Below are 25361 nucleotides of genomic sequence, written 5' to 3'. Positions count from 1 at the left end.
GCGGACGTGCCGAAGCCAGGGGCCGATGCGTGCGGGGCGGTTCGGCGGGTGCTCCGCCGGGCAGGGACGGGTCCGGGGGACACCGAGATCGCCGCTGACGGCTGGAGGACGTATGAAGGTCTCCGTCGACCGCTCCCTGTGCTACGGCTCGGCCGAGTGCGCGCACCGGGCGCCGGCCGTGTTCGCCTTCGAGGACGGCTACGGCGTCGTACGGCCCGGTGGTGCCCAGGCCGCCGCGGACCCGCAGAGCCTGGCAACGGTCCGGGAGGCGGCCGAGAGGTGTCCCTCGCAGGCGATCGTCTGCACGGAGCAGGACGTCACGTCGTAGCCGGGGCGGCAGAGGGCGGTCCGGGCGCGGCGGGCGGATAGCTCCAGCCCAGATTCGCCAGGTCCCGGGCCCTGGCCTCCGCGACCGCGGTGCGGTCCGCGCGCTCGACGGGATCCCCGTGCGGCGCCTGACCCGTGACCTGCCCCTCCCACTTGCGGTACAGCAGGCCGGTCTCCGCCGAGAACCAGCCGCGGCTCACCGCGCTCAGCGCCAGCAGCAGGCCGGTGTCCTCGGAGGCCGGCAGCGCCATCCAGCCGCCCAGGGCGGTCAGCAGCTCCCGCCGGACGCAGAGGGTCGCGGGATGGACCGGTGGGCGGAAGCCGTTGCGCCGCCAGTGGTCGAGGACGGCACCGCGCTCGAGCGGCCCGTCGTCCGGGTCGCCGGGGAAGCCGGCCGTGGAGCCGTCGGGCAGCAGGTCCAGGACGCGGGACGTGGTCCACCCGATGGCGGGGTCGGCCTCCAGCACGGCCAGGTCGCGGGCGAGCGCGCCCGGTGCGAGCCGGTCGTCGGCGTCCAGGACCTTGACGTACGTTCCCTCGGCGCGCGCCAGCGCGATGGTCCGCGCGACGCCGGGCCCGCCGGGGCGTCCCTGACGGAAGGTCACGCGCGCGTCGCCGTCCGGGACGTGCGGGCGGACCTCGTCCGTGAAGCCGTCCTCCTGGACGACCCACTGCCACTCCCAGCCGTCGGGGAGCCGCTGGCCGCACAGGGAGGCGTAGGCGTCCGGCAGGAAACGGGCGGACGGGCCGTGGACAGCGGTGACAACGGTGACGCGCCGGTTCACGCGGCACTCACCTCCTTCCGGGGCCGCGGGTGAGGGTCGGGGCCGCGGGTGGGGCACGGGGTCGGGGACGGGGCGGGGTCGGGGTCGGGGACGGGGACGGGGACGGGTCGGGGTCGGGGTCGGGGTCGGGGTCGTACAAGCATGACGTACGGGCCGGGCACGACCGCGATGCGGGGGCCGGAACAGCGCGAGACCCCCGGCCGTTCCCGGCCGGGGGTCTTCCGTGTCGACTGGTGCGTACGCAAGTCGCCGTGGTGTCGAGACGTTGCGGTACTGCGGCAGGACCGGATCAGCAGTCGAGGGACTCCGCCGCGTCGTCGCTGTCCGTCGTGTCCGTCTGCGTCTCGGTGCGGGGGCGGTGCCGGCAGCTCGGGGACTTCCCATGGGCCTCGGCCCGGATCCGCTGCTTCATCGTGGGGGGCAGGGCCCTGCCGTGGGACCAGGCCCAGTGGCTGGTCGCCGGGATCATCGGTGCCGACTGCTGCGCGGTGCCGGTGCGGGGACTCTCGGTCCGGGGTCCGGCCGCGGCGGCGGTCGCGGAGCCGGCGGTGACGAGTCCGAGCGCCGTGCACAGCGCGAGGAAGGCGGTGACGATGGCGGTCCACAGCTTCATGACCTTGTTCTGGGTCATGGCCCCTCACTTTCGGGTTGGGCGATTTGCGTACTTTCCTCATGATGTGTATGAGGTTCGCGAAGTGGTGGACCGACAGCCGTGGCGCGTCGATGTTCCGATGAACACCACCCGGACGGGTGCACGGGGACGGAGAACCTCGGTGCTGCCGAAGGCGGGGAGTTGAGGCCCCGACGCAGGTCACCGATCGATATCGGTCGGTGTGTATAGTCGGGCGCCAGAGGTCCCTTACGTCAAGGAAAGACGAGGTCGCGCGGTGAAGAAGCTGCTCCTGGTCGCACTGGCCGCCATCGGCGGGCTCCTCGTGTACCGGCAGATCCAGGCGGATCGCGCCGAGCAGGACCTGTGGACGGAGGCGACTGACTCCGTGCCCACGGGTTCGTGAGTCCCCCACACCCCAGCTGAACCGACCCCGGCCGCCTTCGCGGTCGGGGTTTCGCGTTCCCGGGGCCCGGGTTCGGCATCACGCGGGCGTTGCCCCGTGTTGCGGGGTGCCGGCGGGTGGGGTACGGCGGCCCGGCGGGGCCCGGGGACGGTGGCGGGCTTTTCGGACGGCCGTACGCATGCCCCGGACGGCGCAGGGCCGGCCGGGGCAGGATGGGACCCGGACGGCGGGCGCGGACCGAGGACCGGGGGTGGCGGCACGTGCGAGGGCGTACGGCGCGGTGGCGCAGAGTGTCGAGGCCTACGGCGTGGTGGCGACCCGCGCGTGTGCGGATCGCGTGGTGGCGGGGCGTGGGTGTGCGTACGGCGGCACCGCGGCGGGGCGCCCGCCGGTGCGTGCCGGCAGCCGTCCGTGCCGCCCTCGCCCCGTCCGCCGCCTGTGCCGCCGTCTGTGCGGCCCTCGTGCTGCCGGCCGCGCCGCCGGCGGCAGCCGCCGGGCCGCACCCGGGGCCGTACGCCTTCGCCCCCGGCGCCCGAGCGGTCACGGGCGCGCGGAGCACCGCCGGGGCCGCCCTGCTGGACCCCGGCCGCACCTACCGCGGCACCGTCCCGCGCAACGGCCGGCTCTACTACCGGCTCGAGCTGGCCGCCGCGGACACCGCGTACGTCCCCGTCACCGCCGTCCCGCCGGCGGACGCCACCGTCTCCGCCACCGACGGCATCCGTGTCTCGCTCAGGGACGCGCACGGCACGGCCTGCTCCTACGCCTCCGCCCGCTTCGGCGCCGGACTCAGCCCGCGCCCGGTCACGGCCCTGGGGCAGCGCGAGGCCGGGAAGTCGCTGTGCCAGGGCGCGGGCACCTTCTATCTCCTCGTCGAACGCCTCGACGCCCAGGGCTCCGGCGCGGCGGCCCCGGCCGGCGCGTGGGATCTGGAGATCGCGCCCGCCACGGAACCGGCCCTCGCCCGGACCGGCGCCACCACCGCCCCCCGGGCCTGGGACTCCGCCACCCCCGGGCCTCTCACCGCCGCGCCCCGCGACCGTTTCGGCGGCACCGGCTTCGCCGCGGCGCGTCCGCTGGGTGAGGGCGTCTGGCGGACCCGCCTGGCGCCCGGACAGACCCGGTTCTACAAGGTGCCGCTCGACTGGGGCCGGCAGCTGTACGCCTCCGCCGGCCTGGGCGACTCCCCGGGGCACGGATACGTCGGCGGCGCCCTGAACCTCTCCCTCTACAACCCCGTGCGCGGCTACGTCGACGACGCCTCCGTCGGCTACACCGGCACCGCCGGACGCGCCGCCCTCCAGCCGCTGCCACCGGTGGAGTACGCCAACCGGTACGCCGTTCCCACCGCGGTGACCTCCGTCCGCTTCGCCGGCGACTACTACCTGGTGCTGCACCTCAGCGCGCGGATGACCGGCACGTTCGGGCGGGGGCCGTTCGAGGTGACCCTGCGGGTCCGGGTGGGCGGGCAGGCGCACCCGGGCCCGGGGTACGCCGGGCGGCCCGTCCCGGACGGCGTCCTCACGGTCACCGGGCAGGACCGGACGGCCGCGCCGACCGGGGCCACCGGGGGCGGCGGTGACCTCACGATGACGCTGGTCGCCGTCGGCGGGATCGGCGGGGGAACCGCGCTGCTGCTGTTTCTCGGCGGCTGGACGGTGACGGCCCGGCGGGCTCGGGGACGGGTCGGCGGCGCGGCTCAGAGACGGGTCAGCGCCCAGAAACCGACCGCGTAGCAGACGAGCGCCAGCAGCAGGACCGGGAGCACGACGCGGGCCGGGGGGCCGGGGCGGCGGGCCGCGCGCCGGCCACGGCGGCCCCGGGCGGGCCGCGGCGCGGGCGGGACCGGCGGGGGTGTCCGGGGCGGTGGCTGGGGGCCGGGGGTGGTGTACGCGGCGGTACCGGAGCCGGTACGCGGATCCGGCGACGGGGGCTGCCGGGGAGAGGGCAGGCGGAAGCCGCCTGTGTCCGAGAGGGAGCCGGTGCCCGTCGGCCCGGCGCCCGTCGGCGTGCTCCCGTGCCGTGCGCCGGAACCGGTGCCGGTCGCGGAGGACGCCGGGTGAGCCGCCTCCGGTACGGTCCGCGCGCCCGCTCCCGGGACCGTCTCCAGGACCACACCGGGGGCCCGCGCGAGGGGGCCCTCGGGTCCGAAGCCCGGGGGCAGCGGGCCGAGTTGGTCGAAGATCTCGATGAGTTCGTCGTCGGGGCCGGGCTCGGGCAGGAGTTCCGCGGCGGCGGCGAGCGCCTTTCGGGCCCCCGTGGCAGTGCGGAAACGGTCCTCGGGGTCCGGCTGGAGGAGCATGGCGACGACCTGCCAGAGCGGCTCCGGGACGCCCTGGGGCGCACCGGGCGTCCCGTGTTCCAGGAAGTACTGCACGAGCGCCTTGGCGTCGGGCCGCGCGCCCTCCAGCAGGTACAGGGCGACCAGTCCGACGGCGAACAGGTCGGCGGAGAAGCCCGGTTCGGCGCCCAGCATCTGCTCGGGGGCGAGGTAACCGGGCGTGCCCACCACGAGGTCGGTCTCCGTCAGCCGGGGCTCACCCAGCCGCATGGCGATGCCGAAGTCGGACAGCCGCAGCCGCGGCCGGCCGGTACCGGTGGCCTCCAGGAGCACGTTGGCGGGCTTGACGTCCCGGTGGACGACGTCCTCGGCGTGCACGGCGGCGAGCCCGGACAGCAGCTGGTCGAGCAGGGTGCACACGAACACGGGCGGGAGGGGCCCGTAGTCGCCCACGAGATGGACCAGGGAGCCGCCGCCGACCAACTCCATGGTGAACAGCACCTTGTCGTCGTCGGCGGCCCAGCTGGCCGGGGCGAGGACATGCGGATGATCGATGCGCAGGGCCTGCTCACGGACGAAGCGGAGCAGGGAGTGGGCGTCGCGCTGCTGGAGGACCTTGGCGGCCACGTACCGCCGCCGTCGGTGGTCCCAGGCCCGCCATACGGCGCCCACACCACCGCGCCCGATCGGGTCGGCCAGCTCGTACCGGCCGGCGAAGACCTCACCCATGACAGCCGCCGCTCCTCCCCCTGGCCCTGCGAGGCCCCCGTGCCCCTCGCTCCCCTTCCCTACCCATGTGACGGCGGATACGCGCCTCCGCCCCGGCGCCTCTGCCCCCGAGCCTCCGCCCCGGCGCCTCCGTCCCCGCGCCTCCGTCCCCGGACCTTCCCGCGGCGGACCTCTCGACCCGGGGCCTTGCCGGTGACGCGGACCGCCGTGTCAGTTCTGGTGGGACTGGTAGTGCGCGACGGCGTCGGAGGTGCGGCCGGCACCGTAGACGCGGAGGAACTCGGCCAGTTCGGGGTGGCTCGGGGCGAGGGTGTCCGCGGCGTCGATGATGTCGCCCGCGGCGGCCACCGAGCGGAGCAGCGACTGGATCTCGCGGACCACCCGCTTGACCGCGGGGGCGCCGGAACTGCCCGAGGTGTGCGTGGTGTTGCTGAGCACCGAGCCTCCCTGCGATTTTTTGATCTCGTCCATGCGCTCGGTCGCCTCGGCGGCGCTGACACTGCCGTCCGCGACCAGGGCCGCCAGTTCCTGGAGCAGCTGTACCCGCTGCACCACCGCGGGGTTGCCGATCTTCGCGCGCTGGCCGCTCATCAGCTGCGAAAGCATCGGGGCGGACAGTCCCAGGACCGCCGCGAGACGGGCCTGGTTCAGCCCGAGATCGTCGATGAGCTTACGGAAGAGCGCCCCCAACGGCTCCCCGTACCAGTTCCGCTGGAGCTCCCGCGCTCTCGTGGTGGCTTCCTGCTGTGCGGCGTCCATTGCGTCTCCCCATCGCTTCCCCTGAAAACCGCGGTTCGCTGTAGCGAACCACGTCGTGCATCCTACGGAGAGTGGTCATCCGCGGGGACCCCCAATCTTTTTGCGGGATACGGGGGGTGACCCGGTACTCTGGTCTGCGGCACCCGCCGGAACGAGCTTCCTCCGGCCGGTCGCTGCCTCCCGGGGCCTTAGCTCAGTTGGTAGAGCGCCGTCTTTGCATGGCGGATGTCAGGGGTTCGACTCCCCTAGGCTCCACGCGAAACGACCCCTCCTGCCTGCGGAAACGCAGGCAGGAGGGGTCTTTTTCCCCGGCTCGGCAAGCGCCCGCGTCCGTCGTCGGGCACGACGAGACCCCTCCGGTCCGCTCGCCCGCGGGCCGGAGGGGTCTTCTGTCGTGTGCGGCGGTACCGCGCGGGTCAGGCCTGGTCGCCGGGGTCCGTCTGCTCGTCCTGCGTCTGCTTGGCCTCGACCTCCGGGTCCAGTGGCGCGGCGCCCGTGCCGTCGACGGAGCTGAGCCGGTCCGTGTCGGGGACCTCCGTCGCCGCGGACGGTTCGACCAGCCAGTCGGGGTTGGCCTGCCGGTCCCACCACTTCCACGCGGCGAACGCGCCGCCCGCCACGGCGCCGACCACCAGCAGCGTCTTCACGGTGCGGCCGGTGCGGCAGCGCCGTTCGTTGCGCCGGGCCAGCTTCTGGATCTGCTCGGCCGAGACCTGGCCGCGCAGCGCGGCCAGGGCGGCCGCGCCGCGGGCGGCGGCCTCGTCGCGTACCGGAGCGGTCGCGGCCACGGCCTGTTCGATCCGGGGGAGCGAGTACTCGGCGGCCTGCCGGGCGGCCTTGCGGGTGAGTGCGGCGGCGTCGTGCGCGGCCTGGTCGACCTTCGGCGGTACGTGCGTCAGCGCCTGCTCCACACGTGGGGCGAGCCGGGCGTCGTACTGGACGCGGGCCTGTCCGGCGGCCTGCGACACCACGGGCGCCAGCCGTACGCGTGCCTCCTGCGCATAGTGCGAGGCACGCTCCTTGGCCGTGTCGGCGTAAGGCGCCACCACTTCCGCGGCGTGCAGCACGCTGTCCTTCGCCGAACCGGTCGCGGCGCGCACGCTCTCGATGCGGGTCACGGGTTCCTCCTCCTCGGTGGCGTACGGTATTTCGACTTTCCACCCTTTTACGGATCATGCCTGTCAACGGCGACCGCAGCATGTGCGGACGCGCATACGGGTGCCGACAACCCTCTCCCGGCGGAAGTCGCGGGCGTGCGGCGACGCGCGGGCGGGAGCGTGCAAGGATCGAGTCGTCGCAGCGCACGACGACGGAAGGCACCTCGTGGCTGAGCAGCTGTATGCCACCCTGAAGACCACCCTCGGCGACATCGGGGTGCGGCTCTTCGCGCACCACGCTCCCGTCACGGTGCGGAACTTCGTCGAACTGGCCCGGGGCGAACGCGAGTGGACGCACCCCGGCACCGGCGAGAAGAGCCGGAAGCCGCTCTACGACGGCACGGTCTTCCACTCCGTCATCAGCGGCTTCATGATCCAGGGCGGCGATCCCCTGGGCAACGGCATCGGCGGCCCCGGCTACGGGTTCGAGGACGAGTGCCACCCCGACCTGTCCTTCGGTGTCCCGTACCTGATGGCCATGGCCAACGCGGGTCCGGGCACCAACGGCTCGCAGTTCTTCATCACGGTGACCCCGAGCACCTGGCTGAACGGCAAGCGCACCATCTTCGGCGAGGTCACCGACCCGGCCGGGCAGAAGGTCGTCGACGCCATCGCGAGCGTGCCGACCGGACGCAACGACCGTCCGCTTCAGGACGTCGTCATCGAGACGGTGGTCATCGAGACGCGGCAGGGCTGATTCCGGCATCCTGGACCACCTTCCCTCCCCGGCCCCCCGACTCCCTGGAAACCCGCATTCCCGGAAAACCCGCACGGGGAACCAACCGCGCCCTTCGTCCGTGAGGATGAACGGGGCAGGATAGTGCCGTCAGGCAGGGACACGACGACCAAGGGGACCCGATGGAGCAGGCCGCAGGCAGCGCGCAGGACGCCGGGAGAGCGCCCGTGTGCTACCGGCACCCGGACCGCGAGACCGGCGTGCGCTGCGCCCGGTGCGAACGCCCCATCTGCCCCGAGTGCATGGTCAGCGCCTCGGTCGGCTTCCAGTGCCCGGACTGCGTCCGCGGCGGTTCGGGTACGGGGCAGGCGCCGCAGGCGTCCCGGCCGCGGACGCTCGCCGGCGGCACGGTCACGTCCGACCCCCGGCTGCTCACCAAGATCCTGATCGGGATCAACCTCGCGGTGTTCATCGCCGTCCAGGCCGACCGGTCCCTGCTGGAGCACCTGGTCCTCATCGGCCAGTGGCCCCCCAGGCCGTTCCCGCCGACCATGGGGGTCGCCGACGGCGAGTGGTACCGCTTCGTGACGTCGATGTTCGCGCACGAGGAGTACTGGCACATCGGCTTCAACATGCTCAGCCTGTGGTGGGTCGGCGGTCCGCTCGAGGCGGCCCTCGGCCGGACCCGCTATCTGGCGGTGTACTTCGTCTCCGGGCTGGCCGGCGGCGCGCTCACCTACCTGATCGCCTCCCCGGCGACCGCGTCGCTGGGCGCCTCCGGTGCGATCTTCGGTCTCTTCGGCGCCACCGCCGTGCTGATGCGCCGGCTGAACTACGACATGCGGCCGGTCATCGCCATGCTGGTGATCAACCTGTTCTTCACGTTCCGGTTCAGCAACATCGCCTGGGAGGCGCACATCGGGGGCCTGGTCGCCGGTGTCGTGACGGGCTTCGCGATGGTGCACGCCCCGCGGGAGAAGCGGTCGCTCGTGCAGTACGGCACCTGTGCCGCCGTCCTCGCCGTGGCGGTGGCGGTGGCGCTGGTCAGGACCGCCCAGCTGACCTGACCGGGCCTGCGAACACCCGGCTACCGAACCGTTGTCCACAGAGGGTGGCGACTGTGGTGCACGCTGTGCGGACACGGCTGTGCCCCCTGCCGCTCGGATGTGTTTCCGCAGGTGGGGCAGGGGGCGAACAGGTGTCTGGTGGGCTGTCGACCGATCACACCGGCGTCAACACGCGACGGGTTATCCACAGATCGTCGTTCTTTTTCCCCACTGTGGAAACAGCTGTGGATAACTCAGTGGATAGCCGTGGGCAGAGCTATTGCGCCCTGGGGCGGCCCGCCGCTACTTCCACTGCGTGGAGACACCGAAGCCGGCGGCGATGAAGCCGAAGCCGACCACGATGTTCCAGTTGTCCAGGCTGTCGATCGGCAGCGAGCCGTCGGTCACGTAGAAGACGACGATCCAGGCCAGCCCGATCAGGAACATGGCCAGCATGACCGGCGCGACCCAGGCACTGTTGGTGAGCTTGATGGCCTGCGCCTGCTTCGCCGCGGGCGGCGTGTAGTCGGCCTTCTTGCGGATACGTGACTTCGGCACGAGGGTCTCTCCTGTCGATGCGCTGCGTGGCCGCGCAGGGAACTGGGTCGGGCTCGGGGCAGCGTACAAGGGGCCGACATGACGACTCTGTGTGCTCCCCCGGGCGTCCGTTAGCGTAGTGCTTCCGTGGCGCCGAAGGAGATAAGGGTACGTTGAGCAATTCTGCCGACTTTCCCGGGACGGGATCAACGGGCTCCGGTCCGGCCCGCCGGCCGCGCCCGCGGCCCGTGCGGATCCTCACGGCGGCCGTCTTCGCCCTCGCCGGGCTCATCTTCTTCACCAGCTTCGACACCGCCAGGGGCACCGACATCCGGCAGGACGGCTCCCTGCTGAAGCTGTCCGACCTGATCCAGCAGCGCAGCCGCAAGAACAAGGGGCTGGACGAGTCCAACGCGGCTTTGCGCGCCGGCGTGGAGTCACTGGCCGAGAGCGACGACGGCAGCACCCGGGCCGAGGACCGCAAGCTCGGTGCCCTGGAGAACGACGCGGGCACCCGCGGGCTCACCGGCAAGGCCGTCACCGTCACCCTGAACGACGCCCCGCCCAACGCCACCGCCAAGCTCCCCGGCTACCCCGAGCCCCAGCCCGACTACCTGGTCATCCACCAGCAGGACCTCCAGGCCGTGGTGAACGCGCTGTGGCAGGGCGGCGCCCGGGGCATCAAGGTCATGGACCAGCGGCTGATCTCCACCAGCGCGGTGCGCTGCGTCGGCAACACCCTGATCCTCCAGGGCCGCGTCTACTCCCCGCCGTACCGGATCACGGCGGTCGGGGACCCGGGGCGGCTGAAGCAGGCGCTCGCGGCGAGCAAGGCGATCCAGACCTACATGGTGTACGTCAACGTCTACGGCCTCGGCTGGAAAGTCGCCGACGACGGCACGGTGACCCTTCCCGGCTACTCCGGCACGGTCGACCTGCACTACGCCAAACCCGTGCGGTGACCGGCCCGCGCCGGGAACCCGGCGGGTGCGTCCCGGATCCCACCGGGTCCGCGGAGGCAGCCGAACCGGGAGCGCCGCGCCGCTAGTCTGGTGCCGTACGGCGTGGGTCTGGTGCCGTAGGGAACACGGAAGGACGGCAGGGAACGGCATGTACGGCTGGATCTGGCGGCATCTGCCGGGCAACGCGTGGGTGAGGGCGCTCGTCTCGCTCGTACTGGTCCTGGCCGTGGTCTACGTCCTGTTCCAGTACGTCTTCCCGTGGGCCGAGCCGCTGCTGCCCTTCAACGATGTGACGGTGGACAACCAGTGAGTGCGCGGATTCTCGTCGTCGACAACTACGACAGCTTCGTCTTCAACCTCGTCCAGTACCTGTACCAGCTGGGCGCCGAGTGCGAGGTGCTGCGCAACGACGAGGTGTCGACCGCGCACGCCCAGGACGGCTTCGACGGCGTGCTGCTCTCCCCCGGGCCCGGCACGCCCGAGGAGGCCGGCGTGTGCGTGGACATGGTCCGCCACTGCGCCGCGACCGGGGTACCGGTCTTCGGTGTCTGCCTCGGCATGCAGTCCATGCAGGTGGCGTACGGCGGTGTGGTCGACCGGGCGCCCGAGCTGCTGCACGGCAAGACCTCGCCGGTCGAGCACGGGGGCAAGGGCGTCTTCGCGGGCCTGCCCTCGCCCTTCACGGCGACCCGCTACCACTCCCTGGCCGCCGAGCCGGCGACCGTCCCGGCCGAGCTGGAGGTGACGGCCCGCACGCACGACGGCATCATCATGGGCCTGCGTCACCGCGAACTCCCGGTCGAGGGCGTGCAGTTCCATCCCGAGTCGGTGCTGACCGAGCACGGCCACCGGATGCTGGCCAACTGGCTCGCCGAGTGCGGCGACCAGGGCGCCGTGGCGAGATCGGCGGGGCTCGCCCCGGTGGTGGGCAGGGCCACGGCGTGACCGCGCTGCGCCCCGAGCGCGAGGACCTGTACGGCGGTGGCAGACCGTACGAGTCCTCCGGCGGTGCGCGGCCGCACACGGGACGCCGACAGGATCCGCCGACGGCCCCGATGCCCCGGGTGACGGAGGCCGGGCCGCCGGGCGAGAACCTCATGGCGCCGTCGCCTCCCGCCGACGAGGAGACGATGGCGCTGCGGATCCCGGTGGCGGCGGACACCGGCCCGCGGAACACGCCCCCCCGCCCGCCTGGGGCCTCCCCCGCCCCTTCCGTGACCGGAGTCGCACCGGGCGGCCGGGCGGCCCGCAGAAAGGCCGCCAAGCGCCGCGGCGGGCGTCACGGCGGGAGCCGGGGGACGGCGGCTCCGCCGGCGGAGCGGGACCCGGGGCGCCCGCGGTCCCGGGTGGAGGCCCGGCGGCGGGCGAAAGCGCGCAGGCCGGGTCCGGCCGTCCTCGTGAGCCGGGCCGTCGGCGAGGTGTTCATCACCACCGGCGTGCTGATGCTGCTGTTCGTCACCTACCAGCTGTGGTGGACCAACGTGCGCGCGCACGCGCAGGCCGGCAGCGAGACGCACCAGCTCCAGGACGACTGGGCCAGCGGCAGACGCAAGCCGGACGTCTTCGAGCCGGGCCAGGGCTTCGCCATCCTGCACATCCCCGCCCTCGACGTCGTCGCGCCCATCGCGGAGGGCGTCAGCAACAAGAAGGTGCTCGACAAGGGCATGGTCGGGCACTACGGCGGGCAGAGCGCGCTCCGCACGGCGATGCCCGACGCCCGGACCGGCAACTTCGGTCTCGCCGCGCACCGCAACACCCACGGTGAGCCGTTCCGGTACATCAACCGGCTCAAGGCCGGCGACGCGGTCGTGGTCGAGACGCAGGACACGTACTTCGTGTACAAGGTGACCTCGATGCTTCCGGTGACCCCGCCGTCCAACACGAGCGTGCTGGACCCCGTCCCGCCGGGCTCCGGGTTCACCCGGCCGGGCCGCTACATCACCCTCACCACCTGCACGCCGGAGTTCACCAGCAAGTACCGGCTGATCGTCTGGGGCAAGATGGTCGAGGAACGCCCGCGCAGCAAGGGCAAGCCGGACGCGCTCATCGAGTAGGGCTCATCGAGTAAGGGCAGACGAACTGTGGCAGCGACCACCGACGAGACCGAAGACACCACGGACGCGTCCGAGCCGGACCCGGACCCGTCCGCGCGCCGCCGGCGCCCCGGCCGGATCGCGACCGCGGTCAGCGTCTTCGGGGAACTCCTCATCACCGCGGGCGTGCTGCTCGGCCTGTTCGTCGTCTACTCGCTGTGGTGGACCAACGTCATAGCGGACCGCAAGGCGGACCGGCAGGCCGACCGGGTCCGCGAGCACTGGGCGCAGCAGCAGGACACCGGCCCGGGCGCGCTCGACACCAAGGAGGGCATCGGCTTCCTGCACGTGCCGGCGATGAGGAACGGCGAGGTGCTGGTCGAGAAGGGCACGGGCACGGACGTCCTCAACGACGGCGTGGCCGGCTACTACACGGACCCGGTCAGATCCTCGCTGCCCACCACCGGCAAGACCGGCAACTTCGCCCTCGCCGCCCACCGCGACGGCCACGGCGCGAAGTTCCACAACATCGACAAGCTGCGCGAGGGCGACCCGGTCGTCTTCGAGACCCGGGACAACTGGTACGTCTACAAGGTCTACTCGATCCTGCCCGAGACCTCGAAGTACAACGTCAGGGTGCTGTCGGCCGTCCCGAGGGAGTCCGGCCGGAAGAAGCCCGGCCACTACATCACCCTGACGACCTGCACCCCCGTCTACACCTCCCGCTACCGCTACGTCGTCTGGGGCGAACTGGTCCGGGTGCAGAAGGTCGACGCCCGGCGGACCCCGCCGGCGGAACTGCGCTGACGCGCCCTCCCGGGGACACCGGGAACGACGTGGGCCCCTGCCGGGATGTCCCGGCAGGGGCCCATGTGCGAGCGCGGGGCGTCAGCCGGTGGTGCCGCCGAAGAAGTTGGTGCCGCCGTTGTCGCCGCCGTTGCCGTTGCCGTTCCCGCCGCCGTTGTTGTTGCCGAAGCCCAGCGTCGTCAGGGTGACGGTGGTGCTCCCCGGGTCGTCGACCTGGTCGTTCTGCTTCGGGTCCTGGGCGGCGACGATCGCGGTGTCGCTGCCGTCGCTGCCGCTCGCGAACTGGATGTTCGTGAAGCCCGCGGCGTTCAGCAGCTGCCGGGCCACGGCGACCGTGCGGCCCCGGACGTCCGGGACCGCCGTCTTCTGCTGTTCCGGCGCCTTGCCGACGTTGATCACCACGTTGGTGTTCTTGACGACCTGCTGGCCCGCCGCCGGGTTGGTGTTCTGCACCTTGCCGTTCTGGGCGGGGTCGCTGACCGCGGTGTCGTTGCAGGTCGGCGCGAGCCCCTTGGCCTGGAGTTCGGCCTTCGCCTCGTCACAGGACTTGCCGGTGACGTCGGGCACGGTGATCTTCTCCTCGGCCTGGGCGACCGTGAGCGTGATCGTGGACCCCTTCTCCTTGCTGGTGCCGCCCTCCGGGTCCTGGGTGATGACCACACCGGGCGTGCGGGTCGACACCTGGGTCTTCTTGTCGACCTCGAAACCCTTGGCCTTCAGTTCGGCCTCCGCCTGGTCGAACTGGGCGCCGCGCACGTCCGGCACGGTCACCTTCGGCGCGCCCGTGGAGATCACCAGGGTGACCGTGCTGTCCTTGGCGACCTTCCCGCCCGGATCCGGGTTCTGGGTGCACACGTTGCCCGTGGCCTGGTCGGCGCAGGACTTCTTGGTGACCGAGACCTGGAGCCCGACGTTGTCGGCCATCTTCCGGGCCGTCTTCTCCGGCTGGCCCACGAACGTCGGTACGACCACCTTGCCGTTGCCCGTGTTGTCGCCGGTGAAGGCCCACTTGCTGATCAGGATGGCGCCGACCAGCACCAGCAGGCCCGCCACCACCAGCAGGATCGTGGAGGTGTGCGACTTCTTCTGCTGGCGGCGGCGGTCCGGGCGGTCGTCGTAGCCGTAACCGCCGCCGTCGTCGGGGCTCATGGGCGGGAGCATGCTGGTCGCGCCCGCGCCCGCGTCCGACCGCAGGGCCGTCGTCGCCTGGTCGTCGGGGTAACCGCCGTAGCCCACCGCGCCCATCGAGGCCGTGGCCGCGACCGGCTGGCCGTCCAGGCACGCCTCGATGTCGGCGCGCATCTCGTCGGCCGACTGGTAGCGGTAGTCGGGGTCCTTGACCAGCGCCTTCAGGACGATGGCGTCCATCTCGGGGGTGATCTCGGGGTCGAAGACCGAGGGAGCCTGCGGCTCCTCGCGCACGTGCTGGTAGGCGACGGCCACGGGGGAGTCGCCCACGAACGGCGGACGGACCGTCAGCAGCTCGTACAGGAGGCAGCCGGTCGAGTAGAGGTCGGAGCGGGCGTCGACCTGCTCGCCCTTGGCCTGCTCCGGCGAGAGGTACTGGGCCGTGCCGATCACCGCGGCCGTCTGGGTCATGGTCATCCCGGAGTCGCCCATGGCACGGGCGATACCGAAGTCCATCACCTTGACCTGGCCGTTGCGGGTCAGCATGACGTTGGCCGGCTTGATGTCCCGGTGGACGATGCCGCTGCGGTGCGCGTACTCCAGGCCCTGGAGGATGCCGATGGTCATCTCCATCGCGCGCTCGGGCAGCAGCTTGCGGCCGGAGTGCAGCAACTCGCGGAGCGTGGAACCGTCGACGTACTCCATCACGATGTACGGGATGGAGACCCCGTCGATGTAGTCCTCGCCCGTGTCGTAGACCGCGACGATCGCGGGATGGTTGAGCGAGGCGGCCGACTGGGCCTCCCGGCGGAACCGGGCCTGGAAGGACGGATCACGCGCGAGGTCCGCGCGCAGCGTCTTCACCGCCACGGTGCGGCCGAGGCGGGTGTCATGCGCGAGGTAGACCTCCGCCATGCCACCGCGGCCGAGCACCTGGCCCAGCTCGTACCGGCCGCCGAGGCGACGCGGCTCTTCCATAGCTACCTACCAGCCCTCTCCGTCGGTCCCCGGCCGCACTGTCTGTGTGCGGCCGGAGGCTGCCGTCCGGGCCTACCGTACCCGGATCGCTCTGTGTGACCTGGCCAAGCCCGTAACCCGATACAGGACCGGTACCGCAACGTGCGGCGATGTGAGGACGGTGTGAGCGGCGTCACTCGGCGGTGATCGGGGCGGTCACTTCTTGGAGTTGATGACCGCCTCCATGACGTTCTTCGCGATCGGCGCTGCCAGGCCGCCGCCGGAGATGTCGTCGCGGTTGGCACTCTCGTCCTCGATGACCACGGCCACGGCCACGGGGCTGCTGTGGTCGCTGAGCTTGGCGTAGGAGATGAACCAGGCGTACGGGTTCTCGCTGTTCTCCACACCGTGCTGGGCGGTACCGGTCTTGCCGCCGACGATCGCCCCGTCGATCTTCGCGCGGGTACCGGTGCCCTTCTCGACGACCGTCTCCATCATCGACTGGAGGATCTGCGCGTTCTCGGGCGACAGCGGCCGGCTCAGCTCCTCCGGCTGGGTCTTGGCGACCGGGTCCAGGTTGGGGGACTGCAACGAGTCGACCATGTACGGCTTCATCAGCTTGCCGTCGTTGGCGACCGCCGAGGCGACCATGGCCATCTGGAGCGGGGTGGTCGCGGTGTTGTACTGGCCGATGGAGGACAGCGCGGTCTGCGACGCGTTCATGTTGTCGGAGAACACCGAGGCGCTGGACCGCACCGGGGTGTACTGCTGGGAGTCGAAGCCGAACTTCTTCGCCTCGGCGAGCATCTTGTCGTTGCCGAGGTCGGCGCCGATCTTGCCGAAGACGGTGTTGCAGGAGTACTGGAGCGCGACCCGCATGGTCGCGTTCTCGCACGGGATGTTGCCCTCGTTCTTCAGCTGGGTGGTGGTGCCCGGCATGGTCCACGGCAGCGGCGAGTCGGTCTTCTGGTCGGCCGAGGTGTACTTGCCGTTCTCCAGCGCCGCCGCGGCCGTGACCACCTTGAAGGTGGAGCCCGGCGGATAGGTCTCGCGCAGCGCCCGGTTCAGCATCGGGTCGGCCGGGTTGTACTTCTTCTGGAGCTTCTTCCAGGCCGCCGCGTCGTCGTTGCTGTTCCCCGCGAAGGACGAGGGGTCGTACGACGGGTAGGAGGCCAGCGCCAGTATCTTGCCGGTCGACGGCTCCAGGGCGACGACCGCGCCCTTGCCGCCCTGCCGGCGCAGGCCGTCGAACGCGGCCTTCTGCGCGGCGGCGTTCAGCGTGGTGACGACGTTGCCGCCCTGCTGCTGCTTGCCGGTGATCATGTCCAGCGTCTTGCGGAAGAACAGCCGGTCGTCGTCGCCGGTGAGGATGCCGTCGTCGATGGACTCCAGCTGGGTGGCGCCGAAGGCCTGCGAGGCGTACCCGGTGACCGGCGCCCACATGGCGCCGTTCTTGTAGGTCCGCTTGTACTTCAGGTCGTTCTCGCCGGTCTTGCTGGTCAGCGTGGATCCGGTGATGGGATCGCCGTTGACGACGATGTCGCCGCGCGGGGTGGCGTAGCGGGCGATGGTGACCCGGCGGTTGTTCGGGTCGTCCTTCAGCTTGTCCGCCCTGACGTACTGGAGGTAGTTGTCCCGCAGCAGCAGGGTCAGGACGAGAAGGCCGCAGAAGAGCGCGATCCGGCGCAGGGGCTTGTTCATGACGGGCGGACCACCTGGGTCATCTCGGCGTCGGGGTTGGCGGCGGGGGCGGGCGCCGGGCGGCGGGCGGTGTCGCTGATGCGGATGAGGATGCCGATCAGCGCCCAGTTGGCCAGCACGGAGGAACCGCCGTACGCGAGGAACGGCATCGTCATACCGGTCAGCGGGATGAGGCCCATCACACCGCCGGCCACGACGAACACCTGGAGCGCGAAGCCGCCGGACAGGCCGATGGCGAGCAGCTTGCCGAACGGGTCGCGGGCGGCGAGGGCGGTGCGCACACCGCGCTCGGCGATCAGACCGTAGATCAGCAGGATCGCCATGATGCCGGCGAGCCCCAGCTCCTCGCCGAACGTGGCGAAGATGAAGTCGGAATTGGCGGCGAACTTGATCAGGTCCGAGTGGCCCTGGCCGAGACCGGTGCCGAGGGTGCCGCCGGAACCGAACGCCCACAGCGCCTGCTGCAACTGGTCGGAGTGGAGGATGCCGTCATGAGTGATCTGGCGGCTGAGCTGGTACTCGCGCATCGGGTCGAGCCAGGCGTGCACACGCGTCTGGATGTGCGACTCGAAGCTCGCCACGCCGACGGCGCCCACCGCGGACATCAGCAGACCGAAAACGATCCAGCTGGTCCGCTCGGTGGCGACGTACAGCATGATGACGAACATTCCGAAGAACAGCAGCGACGTGCCCAGGTCGGTTTCGAAGACCAGGATGAGGATCGAGATCGCCCAGACGACCAGGATGGGGCCGAGGTCGCGGCCGCGCGGCAGGTACAGGCCCATGAAGCGGCGGCTGGCGAGGGCGAGGGCGTCGCGCTTGACCATCAGGTAGCCGGCGAAGAAGACCGCGAGGACGATCTTCGCGAACTCACCGGGCTGGAGGGAGCCGAGGCCGGGGATCCTGATCCAGATCTTGGCGCCGTAGATGTTGGCGCCGAGGCCGGGCACCAGCGGCAGGATGAGCAGGACCAGCGCGAAGAACATCGAGATGTAGGTGTAGCGCTGGAGGACCCGGTGGTCCTTCAGGAAGATCAGCACCACGGCGAACAGGGCGATGCCCAGCGCGGTGTAGAGCAGCTGGCGGGGCGCGGCCGGGGCGAAATGGGGCAGCGACTGAAGCAGTTTCGACTGGTCCAGCCGCCAGATGACGACGAGTCCGAGCCCGTTGAGCAGGGTCGCCAGCGGCAGCAGCAGCGGGTCGGCGTACGGCGCGAACTTCCGTACGACGAGATGGGCGACGCCGGCCAGCAGACCGAGCCCGAGCCCGTAGCTCAGCAGCCCCGCGGGGACCTGGTTGTCGATGGCGAGGCCCACGTTGGCGTAGGCGAACACGGGGATGACCACCGCGAAGACCAGCAGGGCCAGCTCGGTGTTGCGCCGGCTCGGGGCGCCGATCGCGCCGATCGTGGACGTGTGATGCGTCGGCGAATTCGTAGTACTGCTCATCGTGTGACAGGGCCTCTCACGGCTTGCCTACTGCTTACCGCACAGCGAGACGACCTTCTGCTCGTCCTCCGAGAGAGTGGGGCCGGGGCTGGGGGTCGCGGACGGGGACGTGGACGGAGGCTTCGAAGGGGACGTCGGGGACGGCTTCGAGGCCGACGGGTTCGGGGTCGTGGTCGGTGTCGGGGCCTTGGTGAAGGCGGTGCGTGTGACGGTGCCCGTGCCGCCACCGGTCCTGCCGGTGCCGTTCACGCTGCTCCGCGCCTCCGCGGCGGCCTTGCGCTCGGCCTGCTTGCGGCACGCGGACGCCTGCACGGCCAGCTCCTGGACCTTCGTCCGGGCGTCCGTGAGACCGCCCTCCGTGATCGTGGCCTTCACCTGCTTCTGCTGGTACGGCGGCAGGTACTTGAGTTCGATCTCGGGGTGGTCCCGCTCCACCTTCGACAGCGACACCCAGGCCAGGTCCTGGCTGATCCCGCGGTACAGCGCGACGTGCTCGTCCTTGGCGCCGACGTAGTACTGCGTCTGCGTCCAGCGGTAGCCGCCGTAGAGGCCGCCGCCGACGACGGCGAGCGCCAGGACGCCGTACAGGGATCTCTTCAGCCACCGGTGCTTCCCGCGCGGCTTGGTGAAGTCGTCGTCGGCGTAGTCGTCGAAGCTGCCGTCCGGGACGTAGCCGGCGCCGTCGCCGGAGCCGGGCGGGCCGAACTCGCCGCCGCCGTGCCGCTGGTTCTGGCGGCCCAGGTGGGAGGCGCGGCCGGCCGGCGTCTGCATGATGCCGTTGTCGTGCAGGTGGTGCTGGTTCTCGGCGACGGCACCGACCACGACCGGCTGGTCGGACAGCTGCCCGGCGAGGGTGTCACCGGTGTCCAGGTCGAGGACGTCGGCGACGATGACCGTGATGTTGTCGGGGCCGCCGCCGCGCAGCGCGAGCTGGATCAGCTCCTGCACGGTCTCCTGCGGGCCCTGGTAGCTGGCGAGGGTCTCCTCCATCGTCTGGTGGGAGACGACCCCGGACAGCCCGTCGGAGCAGATCAGATAGCGGTCGCCGGCCCGGACCTCGCGCACCGACAGATCGGGTTCGACGTGCTCGCCGCTGCCGAGGGCGCGCATCAGCAGGGAGCGCTGCGGGTGGGTGGTGGCCTCTTCCTCGGTGATCCGGCCCTCGTCGACGAGGCGCTGCACCCAGGTGTGGTCCTGCGTGATCTGCGTGAGCGCGCCGTCGCGGAGCAGATACGCGCGCGAGTCGCCGACGTGCACCAGGCCGAGCCGCTGCCCGGTCCACAGCAGGGCGGTGAGGGTCGTCCCCATGCCCTCCAGCTGCGGGTCCTCCTCGACCATGGAGCGGAGCTGGTCGTTGGCGCGCTGCACGGCCACACCGAGGGAGGTGAGGAGGTCGGAGCCGGGCACGTCGTCGTCGAGGGTGACCAGGGTGGAGATCACCTCGGAGGACGCGACCTCGCCCGCCGCCTGGCCGCCCATGCCGTCGGCGATGGCGAGCAGGCGCGGACCGGCGTAACCGGAGTCCTCGTTGCCCTCGCGGATCATGCCCTTGTGCGATCCGGCGGCGAAGCGCAGTGACAGACTCATGCGCACCTCGCCCGTCGGCTCCGGGTACAGCCGGTCGTGTCGAGCCACACTGCCCACCCTCCGGTCGGGAGCGCGCCGGAGACCGGGTGGCGGCCTGCCGCTGCGTGCTCGCTCCGCTCGCGCTTACTCATGACGTAGCACTACTTCCGCAGCTCGATTGCGGTCTTGCCGATGCGGATCGGCGCGCCCAGCGGGATCGGTGTGGGGGTCGTCAGCCGGGACCGGTCCAGATAGGTGCCGTTGGTGGAGCCGAGATCCTCGATGATCCACTGGCCGTTCTGGTCCGGGTAGATCCTGGCATGGCGGCTGGAGGCGTAGTCGTCGTCCAGCACGATGGTGGAATCGTGCGCCCGGCCCAAAGTGATGGTCTGGCCCTGCAACGCGACGGTGGTACCCGTGAGGGTCCCCTCGGTCACGACCAGCTTGGAGGGGGCGTTGCGGCCACGCCTGCCGCCGCCCTGCTGCCCGCGCTGGGGCGGGGGCGTCGCGGCGGCCTGCTGCCGGGTCTGCGGCCGGGGGGCCGTCTGCTGCTGGCGCCCGGCCTCCCTACGCGATCCGCGCTGAGTGACGCGCGTACCGAACAGGTCGCTCCGGATGACCTGCACGGCCACGATCACGAACAGCCACAGTACGGCCAGGAAACCCAGCCGCATGACCGTGAGGGTCAGCTCTGACATTGCCCCCGCTTCACCCTTCGGCTTGCCTATAGATAACGGTGGTGCTGCCCACGACGATCCGCGAGCCGTCGCGGAGCGTAGCGCGGGTGGTGTGCTGCCCGTCCACCACGATGCCGTTGGTGGAGCCGAGATCCTGGATCGTCGAGGGCGTTCCGGTCCGGATCTCGCAGTGCCGGCGGGAGACGCCGGGGTCGTCGATCCGCACGTCGGCGTCGGTGCTGCGGCCCAGCACCAGCGTCGGGCGGGAGATCTGGTGGCGGGTGCCGTTGATCTCGATCCAGTAGCGGGTGCGCGCGCCGGTCATCGGGGCGGCGGCGGGTCGCTGGGTGGCGGGCTGCGGGTAGCCGTAGCCGCCGGGGCGGGCGCCGGGCGGCGGTGCGGCCGGCATCGGGGGAGGTCCGGCGGGCGCGGCGGGCGGGGGGCCGTAGCCGCCCGGGGCGCCGGCGCCCGTGGGACCGGGCCGTCCGGCCGGTGCGGCGGGCGCCTGGCCCTGCTGGTCGCTGGAGGAGGCGAGGGTGCGCGAGCGCACCCGGTACAGGCCCGTGTCCAGGTCCTCGGCCTTCTCCAGGTTGACCTTGATCGGTCCCATGAAGGTGTAGCGCTGCTGCTTGGCGTAGTCGCGCACCATTCCGGCCAGCTCGTCGCCGAGCTGCCCGGAGTAGGGGCTGAGGCGCTCGTGGTCGGGCGCGCTCAGCTCCACGATGAAGTCGTTGGGCACGACCGTCCGGTCGCGGTTCCAGATGGTGGCGTTGTTGTCGCACTCTCGCTGGAGCGCTCCGGCGATCTCCACGGGCTGGACCTCGGACTTGAAGACCTTGGCGAAGGTGCCGTTCACCAGACCTTCGAGACGCTGCTCGAACTTCTTCAGGACTCCCATGGGGCACCTCCTCCGTCCCTGCCGCTGTCTTGCCCTGCTGTGTGCCGCTGGCTTGCCGCGTACTTCCGGTACTGCTCACTGATCGTATCTACGCGCCCGCCAATCAGCCGGTTCCCCCAGCGGCTCCCCTTCGAACTCCTGGCGCGTGTCCTGCTGGCATGGATCGTAGATGCGGGCGGAGACCAGTGTCCCGCACCCGGCTGTGGACCCGGTCCGCCTCCTGGTGAGATGGCCGGGACCGGTACGAGGTTGATACGTGAACCGTGTCTTCTTGATACCCGCGCCACCGCCTGGGAGCCGCGGGCGCGCCGCGTTCGGACCCGGGGGCCGGCGGCATGGGGCGGCCGGGAAGGGATGTGAATCCACCCCGTCCCACGTGCTAATGTTCTGCGTGTCGGAAGGGGCCAGCCCGCAAGGGCCGGAAACGGAAGACACACCCAATGCGCGGGTGGCGGAATAGGCAGACGCGCTGGATTCAGGTTCCAGTGCCCGAAAGGGCGTGGGGGTTCAACTCCCCCCTCGCGCACAACGAGAACCGATGAAACGGGTCTCCACCGGTGACGGATGTCACGGTGGAGGCCCGTTTCTCGTCGTGCCGCGACGTGTGAGGCATCGCACAGCCACGGGGCCGGCCGGGCCGGTGCCCGGTGAGCTATCTCACGGGGGCTCAGGAGGCGGTGATCGCCTGATGCGTTCCCGTCACCGGTTGTACGGTCTCCCCCGAGTCGGTGTGGATACCGACGCCTGTTCGGCAGGCGTGCGGGAGTATGGGGGAGGCGGTCGTGGTGACCGGAACCGGTGTGGTGGCCGTGTCGGAGGGGGCCGAGGGGGCGGACCGGGGCGCGCGTTCGCTGCCCCGGGTGCGCGGGTTCGCCCAGTGGCCGCCGCAGGGTTCGCCGAAGAAGGAGGGCAAGGCCCTCAGGGCGAGCGTGCCGCGCGACGCGCACCGCACCCTCGGCCTGGACTCCGCCCGCCCCGACGCGGTCAGCGCGGTGGCCGAGTCGAACGCCGGGCGGCTGCCCGAGCTGACCCCGATACGGGTGGGCCGGATGGCGGCCACCCCGTTCGCCTTCCTGCGCGGCTCGGCCGGGCTCATGGCGTACGACCTGGCCCGCACCCCCGTGACCGGGATCGCCACCCAGCTCTGCGGTGACGCGCACGCGGCCAACTTCGGCCTGTACGGCGACGCCCGCGGCGGCCTGGTCATCGACCTCAACGACTTCGACGAGACCGTGCAGGGTCCCTGGGAGTGGGACCTGAAGCGGCTCGCGGCCTCCCTGGTGCTCGCCGGGCGCGAGACCGGCGCCGACGAGGACACCTGCCGCGCGGCGGCACGGGACGCGGCCGGCGCCTACCGGCGCACCATGCGCCTGCTGGCCGCACTGCCCGTCCTGGACGCCTGGAACGCCATCGCCGACGAGGAACTGGTCTCCCACAGCGACGCCCACGACCTGCTCGGCACGCTGGAACGGGTCTCGGAGAAGGCGCGGGCCAACACCAGCGGCCGGTTCGCGGCCAAGTCGACCGAGACGGTGGCGGACGGCGGGCGCCGGTTCGTGGCCGCCCCGCCGGTGCTGCGTGAGATCCCGGACGCCGAGGCGGCAGCCGTCGCCGCGTCCCTGGAGTCGTACGCCGGCACCCTCGGCGAGGACCGGCACCCGCTGCTCGCCCGGCACGCGGTCCACGACGTGGCCTTCCGGGTGGTCGGCACCGGCAGCGTCGGCACCCGCTCCTACGTCGTGCTGCTGCTGGACCACCGCGGGGAGCCACTGGTGCTCCAGGTGAAGGAGGCCCGTCCGTCCGCGCTCGTCCCGCACCTGGCCACCGCCGGTTTCGAGGCGCCACCGGTGCCGCACGAGGGGCGCCGGGTGGTCCTCGGGCAGAAGCGGATGCAGGTGGTGAGCGACGTCCTGCTGGGCTGGACGACCGTCGAGGGGCGGCCGTACCAGGTACGGCAGTTCCGCAACCGCAAGGGCAGCGTCGACCCGGCCGCGCTCGCCGCCGACCAGGTCGACGACTACGGCCGCATGACCGGCGCCCTGCTGGCCCGCGCCCACTCCCACAGCACCGACCCGCGGCTGATCGCCGGGTACTGCGGGAAGAACGAGGAGCTGGACGAGGCGGTGGCCGGCTTCGCAGTCGCCTACGCCGACCGCACCGAGACGGACCACGCCGACCTGGTCGCGGGCATCCGGGCGGGACGGATCGCGGCCGAGTCGGGGGTGTGATCGGGGCCTGAGGGGGTGTGAGGGGGTGTGAGGGGAACAGGCCGGTTCTGCCGCGGCAGCGGAACCGGCGGAACCGCGGCTTCCCACGGGGGCGCTGTCTCCCCGCAGGGGGACGGCCGCCGCTCCCGCCATCGCCCGAGAAGGGTCCCTCGTGACACCCAGGTGCGGTCAGGCCAGGCCGGCCCCGGGTGCGTGCCGGTCCCCGGGTGCGTGCCGGTCCTCGGGGTACGTGCCGGTTCCCGCGGGGCGCAGAGGCTAGTCTGGGCGGGTGACGACCCCGGAAGCCGATCAGTCCCAGTCGCCGCGTCCCGAGGAACGGCTGGAACAGGCCGTACGGGCCGCCGAGCAGGCGTTGATCGAGTTCGAGATCGCCGTGGAGACCTACCGCGTCGAGGTCGAGAACTTCTCCCGCCTGCACGAGCAGCGCCTCGGCCCGCTCTACCTGCGTCTCGAGGAACTCGACGCGGAGATCGCCGAGGCGAAGGCCGCCCGCACCCAGGACCCCGAGGACATCCGGCGGGCCGCGGAGGCCCGCGCCCATGTCCTGCCGATCCCGGGCGTGGAGGAGCTGCTGCACGGCTGGATGGACGGTGACGGCCTCTTCCCGGAGGCCGCCGCCATGCTCACCGACCAGGCGGTACGGCCCCCGCAGCGGGTACGGCCCAGCGAGGAGGCCCGCAAGCTCTACCGCGAGCTGGCCCGCAAGGCCCACCCCGACCTGGCGCAGGAGGACGAGGAGCGCAAGCGGCGCGAGGAGTTCCTCTCCCGGGTCAACGCGGCCTACGCCCGCGGCGACGCGCCCCTGCTCAGGGAACTGGCCGCGGAGTGGGCGGCCGGCCCGGTGCCGCCCGAGCGGCGGCCGAGCCCCGCCGAGGAGCTGTACGCCCGCCTGGAGTGGCTGGCCCAGCGCAAGGAACTGCTGACCCTCGTCGCCCGCGAGCTGGAGGACGGCGCCATCGCCGGCATGCTCCGCCTCGCGCCCGACGACCCGGACGGCCTGCTCGACGAGATCGCCGGCCGGCTGCGCGCCGACATCGCCGAGCGGGAGGCGGAACTGGCGGGCCTGCTGGGGCAGGCCTGAGCCGGACCGTCCCGGGCCGCCCGGTCCTGTCCTTCGGGTAGCGTCGGAGTCATGAATATCGGAGCTGGTGTGCCCACGGTCCCGGTCACCGACCTCAAGGACGGCGACTTCCTGCTGGACGTCCGCGAGGACGACGAGTGGCAGGCGGGTCACGCCGAGGGAGCGCTGCACATCCCCATCAGTGAGTTCGTGGCCCGGTACGGCGAGCTGACCGAGGCCGCCCCGCAGGACGGCCGCGTCCACGTCATCTGCCGCTCGGGCGGCCGCTCCGCCCAGGTGACCATGTACCTGGTCCAGCAGGGCATCGACGCGGTGAACGTCGACGGCGGCATGCAGCACTGGCACGCCACGGGCCGCCCGGTGGTCACCGACGACGGCAAGCCGGGCTTCGTCCTGTAACCGGCCCGGTCGGCCGTGGTCACGGTGCCGGGCGAGATCGGCCGTGGTCGCGGTGCCGGGCGAGGTGGGCCGTGGTCGCGGTGCCGGGCGAGGTGGGCCGTGGTCGCGGTGCCGGGCGAGGTGGGCCGTGGTCGCGGTGCCGGGCGAGGTGGGCCGTGGTCGC

The 25361-nt window shown here is 71.9% G+C and carries 25 protein-coding genes and 2 tRNA genes; 15 read left to right on the top strand and 12 right to left on the bottom strand.

Annotated features, from left to right (window positions below):
* Positions 1 to 112: 112 nt before the first annotated feature.
* Entirely contained in the window at positions 113 to 328 is a 216-nt protein-coding gene (locus ABZ117_RS09835) for a ferredoxin (protein WP_356819061.1), read from the top strand.
* Here the strand turns inward: ABZ117_RS09835 and ABZ117_RS09830 are convergent.
* Positions 318 to 1112, bottom strand: a complete 795-nt coding sequence (locus ABZ117_RS09830; protein ID WP_356819060.1) for a glycosyltransferase — start codon at positions 1110 to 1112, stop codon at positions 318 to 320. The two genes, ABZ117_RS09835 and ABZ117_RS09830, sit on opposite strands and share 11 nt — an antisense overlap.
* 289 nt (positions 1113 to 1401) lie before the next feature.
* A complete protein-coding gene (locus ABZ117_RS09825; protein ID WP_356819058.1) occupies positions 1402 to 1743 on the bottom strand; it encodes a DUF6344 domain-containing protein in 342 nt (113 codons plus the stop codon).
* 256 nt (positions 1744 to 1999) lie between these two features.
* On the opposite strand from ABZ117_RS09825, the gene ABZ117_RS09820 reads away from it, so the two are divergent.
* On the top strand, positions 2000 to 2128 hold the full coding sequence (locus ABZ117_RS09820) for a DLW-39 family protein (protein ID WP_003999697.1): 129 nt from the start codon (positions 2000 to 2002) through the stop codon (positions 2126 to 2128).
* A gap of 395 nt (positions 2129 to 2523) precedes the next feature.
* Positions 2524 to 3864 (top strand): hypothetical protein, encoded by a 1341-nt coding sequence (locus ABZ117_RS09815; RefSeq protein WP_356819056.1) that lies wholly within the window; start codon positions 2524 to 2526, stop codon positions 3862 to 3864.
* On the opposite strand, the gene ABZ117_RS09810 is transcribed toward ABZ117_RS09815, so the two are convergent.
* Both ABZ117_RS09810 and ABZ117_RS09805 read right to left on the bottom strand, forming a co-directional pair.
* Positions 3828 to 5138 (bottom strand): serine/threonine-protein kinase, encoded by a 1311-nt coding sequence (locus ABZ117_RS09810; RefSeq protein WP_356819054.1) that lies wholly within the window; start codon positions 5136 to 5138, stop codon positions 3828 to 3830. The genes ABZ117_RS09815 and ABZ117_RS09810 overlap by 37 nt on opposite strands.
* 210 nt (positions 5139 to 5348) lie before the next feature.
* Positions 5349 to 5897, bottom strand: coding sequence for a DNA-binding protein (locus ABZ117_RS09805; protein WP_356819052.1), 549 nt, complete (start codon positions 5895 to 5897; stop codon positions 5349 to 5351).
* Between the two features lie 182 nt (positions 5898 to 6079).
* On the opposite strand from ABZ117_RS09805, the gene ABZ117_RS09800 reads away from it, so the two are divergent.
* Positions 6080 to 6152: transfer RNA gene (locus ABZ117_RS09800), tRNA-Ala, on the top strand.
* 161 nt (positions 6153 to 6313) lie between these two features.
* On the opposite strand, the gene ABZ117_RS09795 is transcribed toward ABZ117_RS09800, so the two are convergent.
* Positions 6314 to 7015 carry a DUF5324 family protein gene (locus tag ABZ117_RS09795; RefSeq protein ID WP_356819051.1) on the bottom strand — a complete coding sequence of 234 codons (702 nt, stop codon included), beginning with the start codon at positions 7013 to 7015 and terminating at the stop codon, positions 6314 to 6316.
* 205 nt (positions 7016 to 7220) lie between these two features.
* On the opposite strand from ABZ117_RS09795, the gene ABZ117_RS09790 reads away from it, so the two are divergent.
* Both ABZ117_RS09790 and ABZ117_RS09785 read left to right on the top strand, forming a co-directional pair.
* A complete protein-coding gene (locus ABZ117_RS09790) occupies positions 7221 to 7751 on the top strand; it encodes a peptidylprolyl isomerase (RefSeq protein WP_356819049.1) in 531 nt (176 codons plus the stop codon).
* 161 nt (positions 7752 to 7912) lie between these two features.
* Positions 7913 to 8797: a rhomboid family intramembrane serine protease gene (locus ABZ117_RS09785; RefSeq protein ID WP_356819047.1), complete on the top strand. Its 885-nt coding sequence runs from the start codon at positions 7913 to 7915 to the stop codon at positions 8795 to 8797.
* A 282-nt stretch (positions 8798 to 9079) separates the two neighbouring features.
* On the opposite strand, the gene crgA is transcribed toward ABZ117_RS09785, so the two are convergent.
* Positions 9080 to 9334: a cell division protein CrgA gene (crgA, locus tag ABZ117_RS09780; protein WP_356819045.1), complete on the bottom strand. Its 255-nt coding sequence runs from the start codon at positions 9332 to 9334 to the stop codon at positions 9080 to 9082.
* A gap of 152 nt (positions 9335 to 9486) precedes the next feature.
* Here crgA and ABZ117_RS09775 point away from each other — a divergent pair, with 152 nt between their 5' ends.
* From ABZ117_RS09775 to ABZ117_RS09755, 5 genes are all read left to right on the top strand, one after another.
* A complete protein-coding gene (locus tag ABZ117_RS09775) occupies positions 9487 to 10275 on the top strand; it encodes a DUF881 domain-containing protein (protein WP_356819044.1) in 789 nt (262 codons plus the stop codon).
* 148 nt (positions 10276 to 10423) lie between these two features.
* A complete protein-coding gene (locus ABZ117_RS09770) occupies positions 10424 to 10585 on the top strand; it encodes a hypothetical protein (protein ID WP_356819042.1) in 162 nt (53 codons plus the stop codon).
* Positions 10582 to 11220, top strand: coding sequence for an aminodeoxychorismate/anthranilate synthase component II (locus ABZ117_RS09765; protein ID WP_356819040.1), 639 nt, complete (start codon positions 10582 to 10584; stop codon positions 11218 to 11220). The genes ABZ117_RS09770 and ABZ117_RS09765 overlap by 4 nt, the downstream gene beginning before the upstream one ends.
* The gene (locus ABZ117_RS09760; protein WP_356819039.1) at positions 11217 to 12329 is read left to right on the top strand and encodes a class E sortase; all 1113 of its coding nucleotides are present in this window, start codon (positions 11217 to 11219) and stop codon (positions 12327 to 12329) included. The genes ABZ117_RS09765 and ABZ117_RS09760 overlap by 4 nt, the downstream gene beginning before the upstream one ends.
* A 27-nt stretch (positions 12330 to 12356) precedes the next feature.
* Positions 12357 to 13115 carry a class E sortase gene (locus ABZ117_RS09755; protein WP_356819038.1) on the top strand — a complete coding sequence of 253 codons (759 nt, stop codon included), beginning with the start codon at positions 12357 to 12359 and terminating at the stop codon, positions 13113 to 13115.
* 81 nt (positions 13116 to 13196) lie between these two features.
* Here the strand turns inward: ABZ117_RS09755 and pknB are convergent, their stop codons facing one another.
* The 6 genes from pknB to ABZ117_RS09725 all read right to left on the bottom strand — a co-directional run bounded on the left by pknB (position 13197) and on the right by ABZ117_RS09725 (position 21490).
* Positions 13197 to 15221 (bottom strand): Stk1 family PASTA domain-containing Ser/Thr kinase, encoded by a 2025-nt coding sequence (pknB, locus tag ABZ117_RS09750; protein ID WP_356819036.1) that lies wholly within the window; start codon positions 15219 to 15221, stop codon positions 13197 to 13199.
* Positions 15222 to 15416: 195 nt separating this feature from the next.
* Positions 15417 to 16901, bottom strand: coding sequence for a penicillin-binding protein 2 (locus ABZ117_RS09745; RefSeq protein WP_356819034.1), 1485 nt, complete (start codon positions 16899 to 16901; stop codon positions 15417 to 15419).
* Positions 16898 to 18349 (bottom strand): FtsW/RodA/SpoVE family cell cycle protein, encoded by a 1452-nt coding sequence (locus ABZ117_RS09740; protein ID WP_356819032.1) that lies wholly within the window; start codon positions 18347 to 18349, stop codon positions 16898 to 16900. The genes ABZ117_RS09745 and ABZ117_RS09740 overlap by 4 nt, the downstream gene beginning before the upstream one ends.
* Positions 18350 to 18376: 27 nt before the next feature.
* Complete coding sequence (locus tag ABZ117_RS09735) at positions 18377 to 19936, bottom strand: Stp1/IreP family PP2C-type Ser/Thr phosphatase (RefSeq protein ID WP_356819379.1); 1560 nt, start codon at positions 19934 to 19936, stop codon at positions 18377 to 18379.
* A gap of 140 nt (positions 19937 to 20076) precedes the next feature.
* Entirely contained in the window at positions 20077 to 20613 is a 537-nt protein-coding gene (locus ABZ117_RS09730; RefSeq protein ID WP_356819030.1) for an FHA domain-containing protein, read from the bottom strand.
* Positions 20614 to 20623: 10 nt separating this feature from the next.
* Positions 20624 to 21490: a DUF3662 and FHA domain-containing protein gene (locus tag ABZ117_RS09725; protein ID WP_356819028.1), complete on the bottom strand. Its 867-nt coding sequence runs from the start codon at positions 21488 to 21490 to the stop codon at positions 20624 to 20626.
* 442 nt (positions 21491 to 21932) lie between these two features.
* On the opposite strand from ABZ117_RS09725, the gene ABZ117_RS09720 reads away from it, so the two are divergent.
* The 4 genes from ABZ117_RS09720 to ABZ117_RS09705 all read left to right on the top strand — a co-directional run bounded on the left by ABZ117_RS09720 (position 21933) and on the right by ABZ117_RS09705 (position 25198).
* Positions 21933 to 22016, top strand: a tRNA-Leu gene (locus ABZ117_RS09720).
* A 241-nt stretch (positions 22017 to 22257) separates the two neighbouring features.
* On the top strand, positions 22258 to 23718 hold the full coding sequence (locus ABZ117_RS09715) for a DUF2252 domain-containing protein (RefSeq protein WP_356819026.1): 1461 nt from the start codon (positions 22258 to 22260) through the stop codon (positions 23716 to 23718).
* A gap of 268 nt (positions 23719 to 23986) precedes the next feature.
* Positions 23987 to 24799, top strand: a complete 813-nt coding sequence (locus ABZ117_RS09710; protein WP_356819024.1) for a hypothetical protein — start codon at positions 23987 to 23989, stop codon at positions 24797 to 24799.
* Between the two features lie 69 nt (positions 24800 to 24868).
* Positions 24869 to 25198, top strand: coding sequence for a rhodanese-like domain-containing protein (locus tag ABZ117_RS09705; RefSeq protein ID WP_356819377.1), 330 nt, complete (start codon positions 24869 to 24871; stop codon positions 25196 to 25198).
* Positions 25199 to 25361: the final 163 nt, after the last annotated feature.

This window comes from Streptomyces sp. NPDC006309 (assembly GCF_040613095.1).
GTDB lineage: Bacteria > Actinomycetota > Actinomycetes > Streptomycetales > Streptomycetaceae > Streptomyces.
Note: the sequence above shows the minus strand (reverse complement) of the source record. Positions and strands in the feature narration are given on the sequence as shown.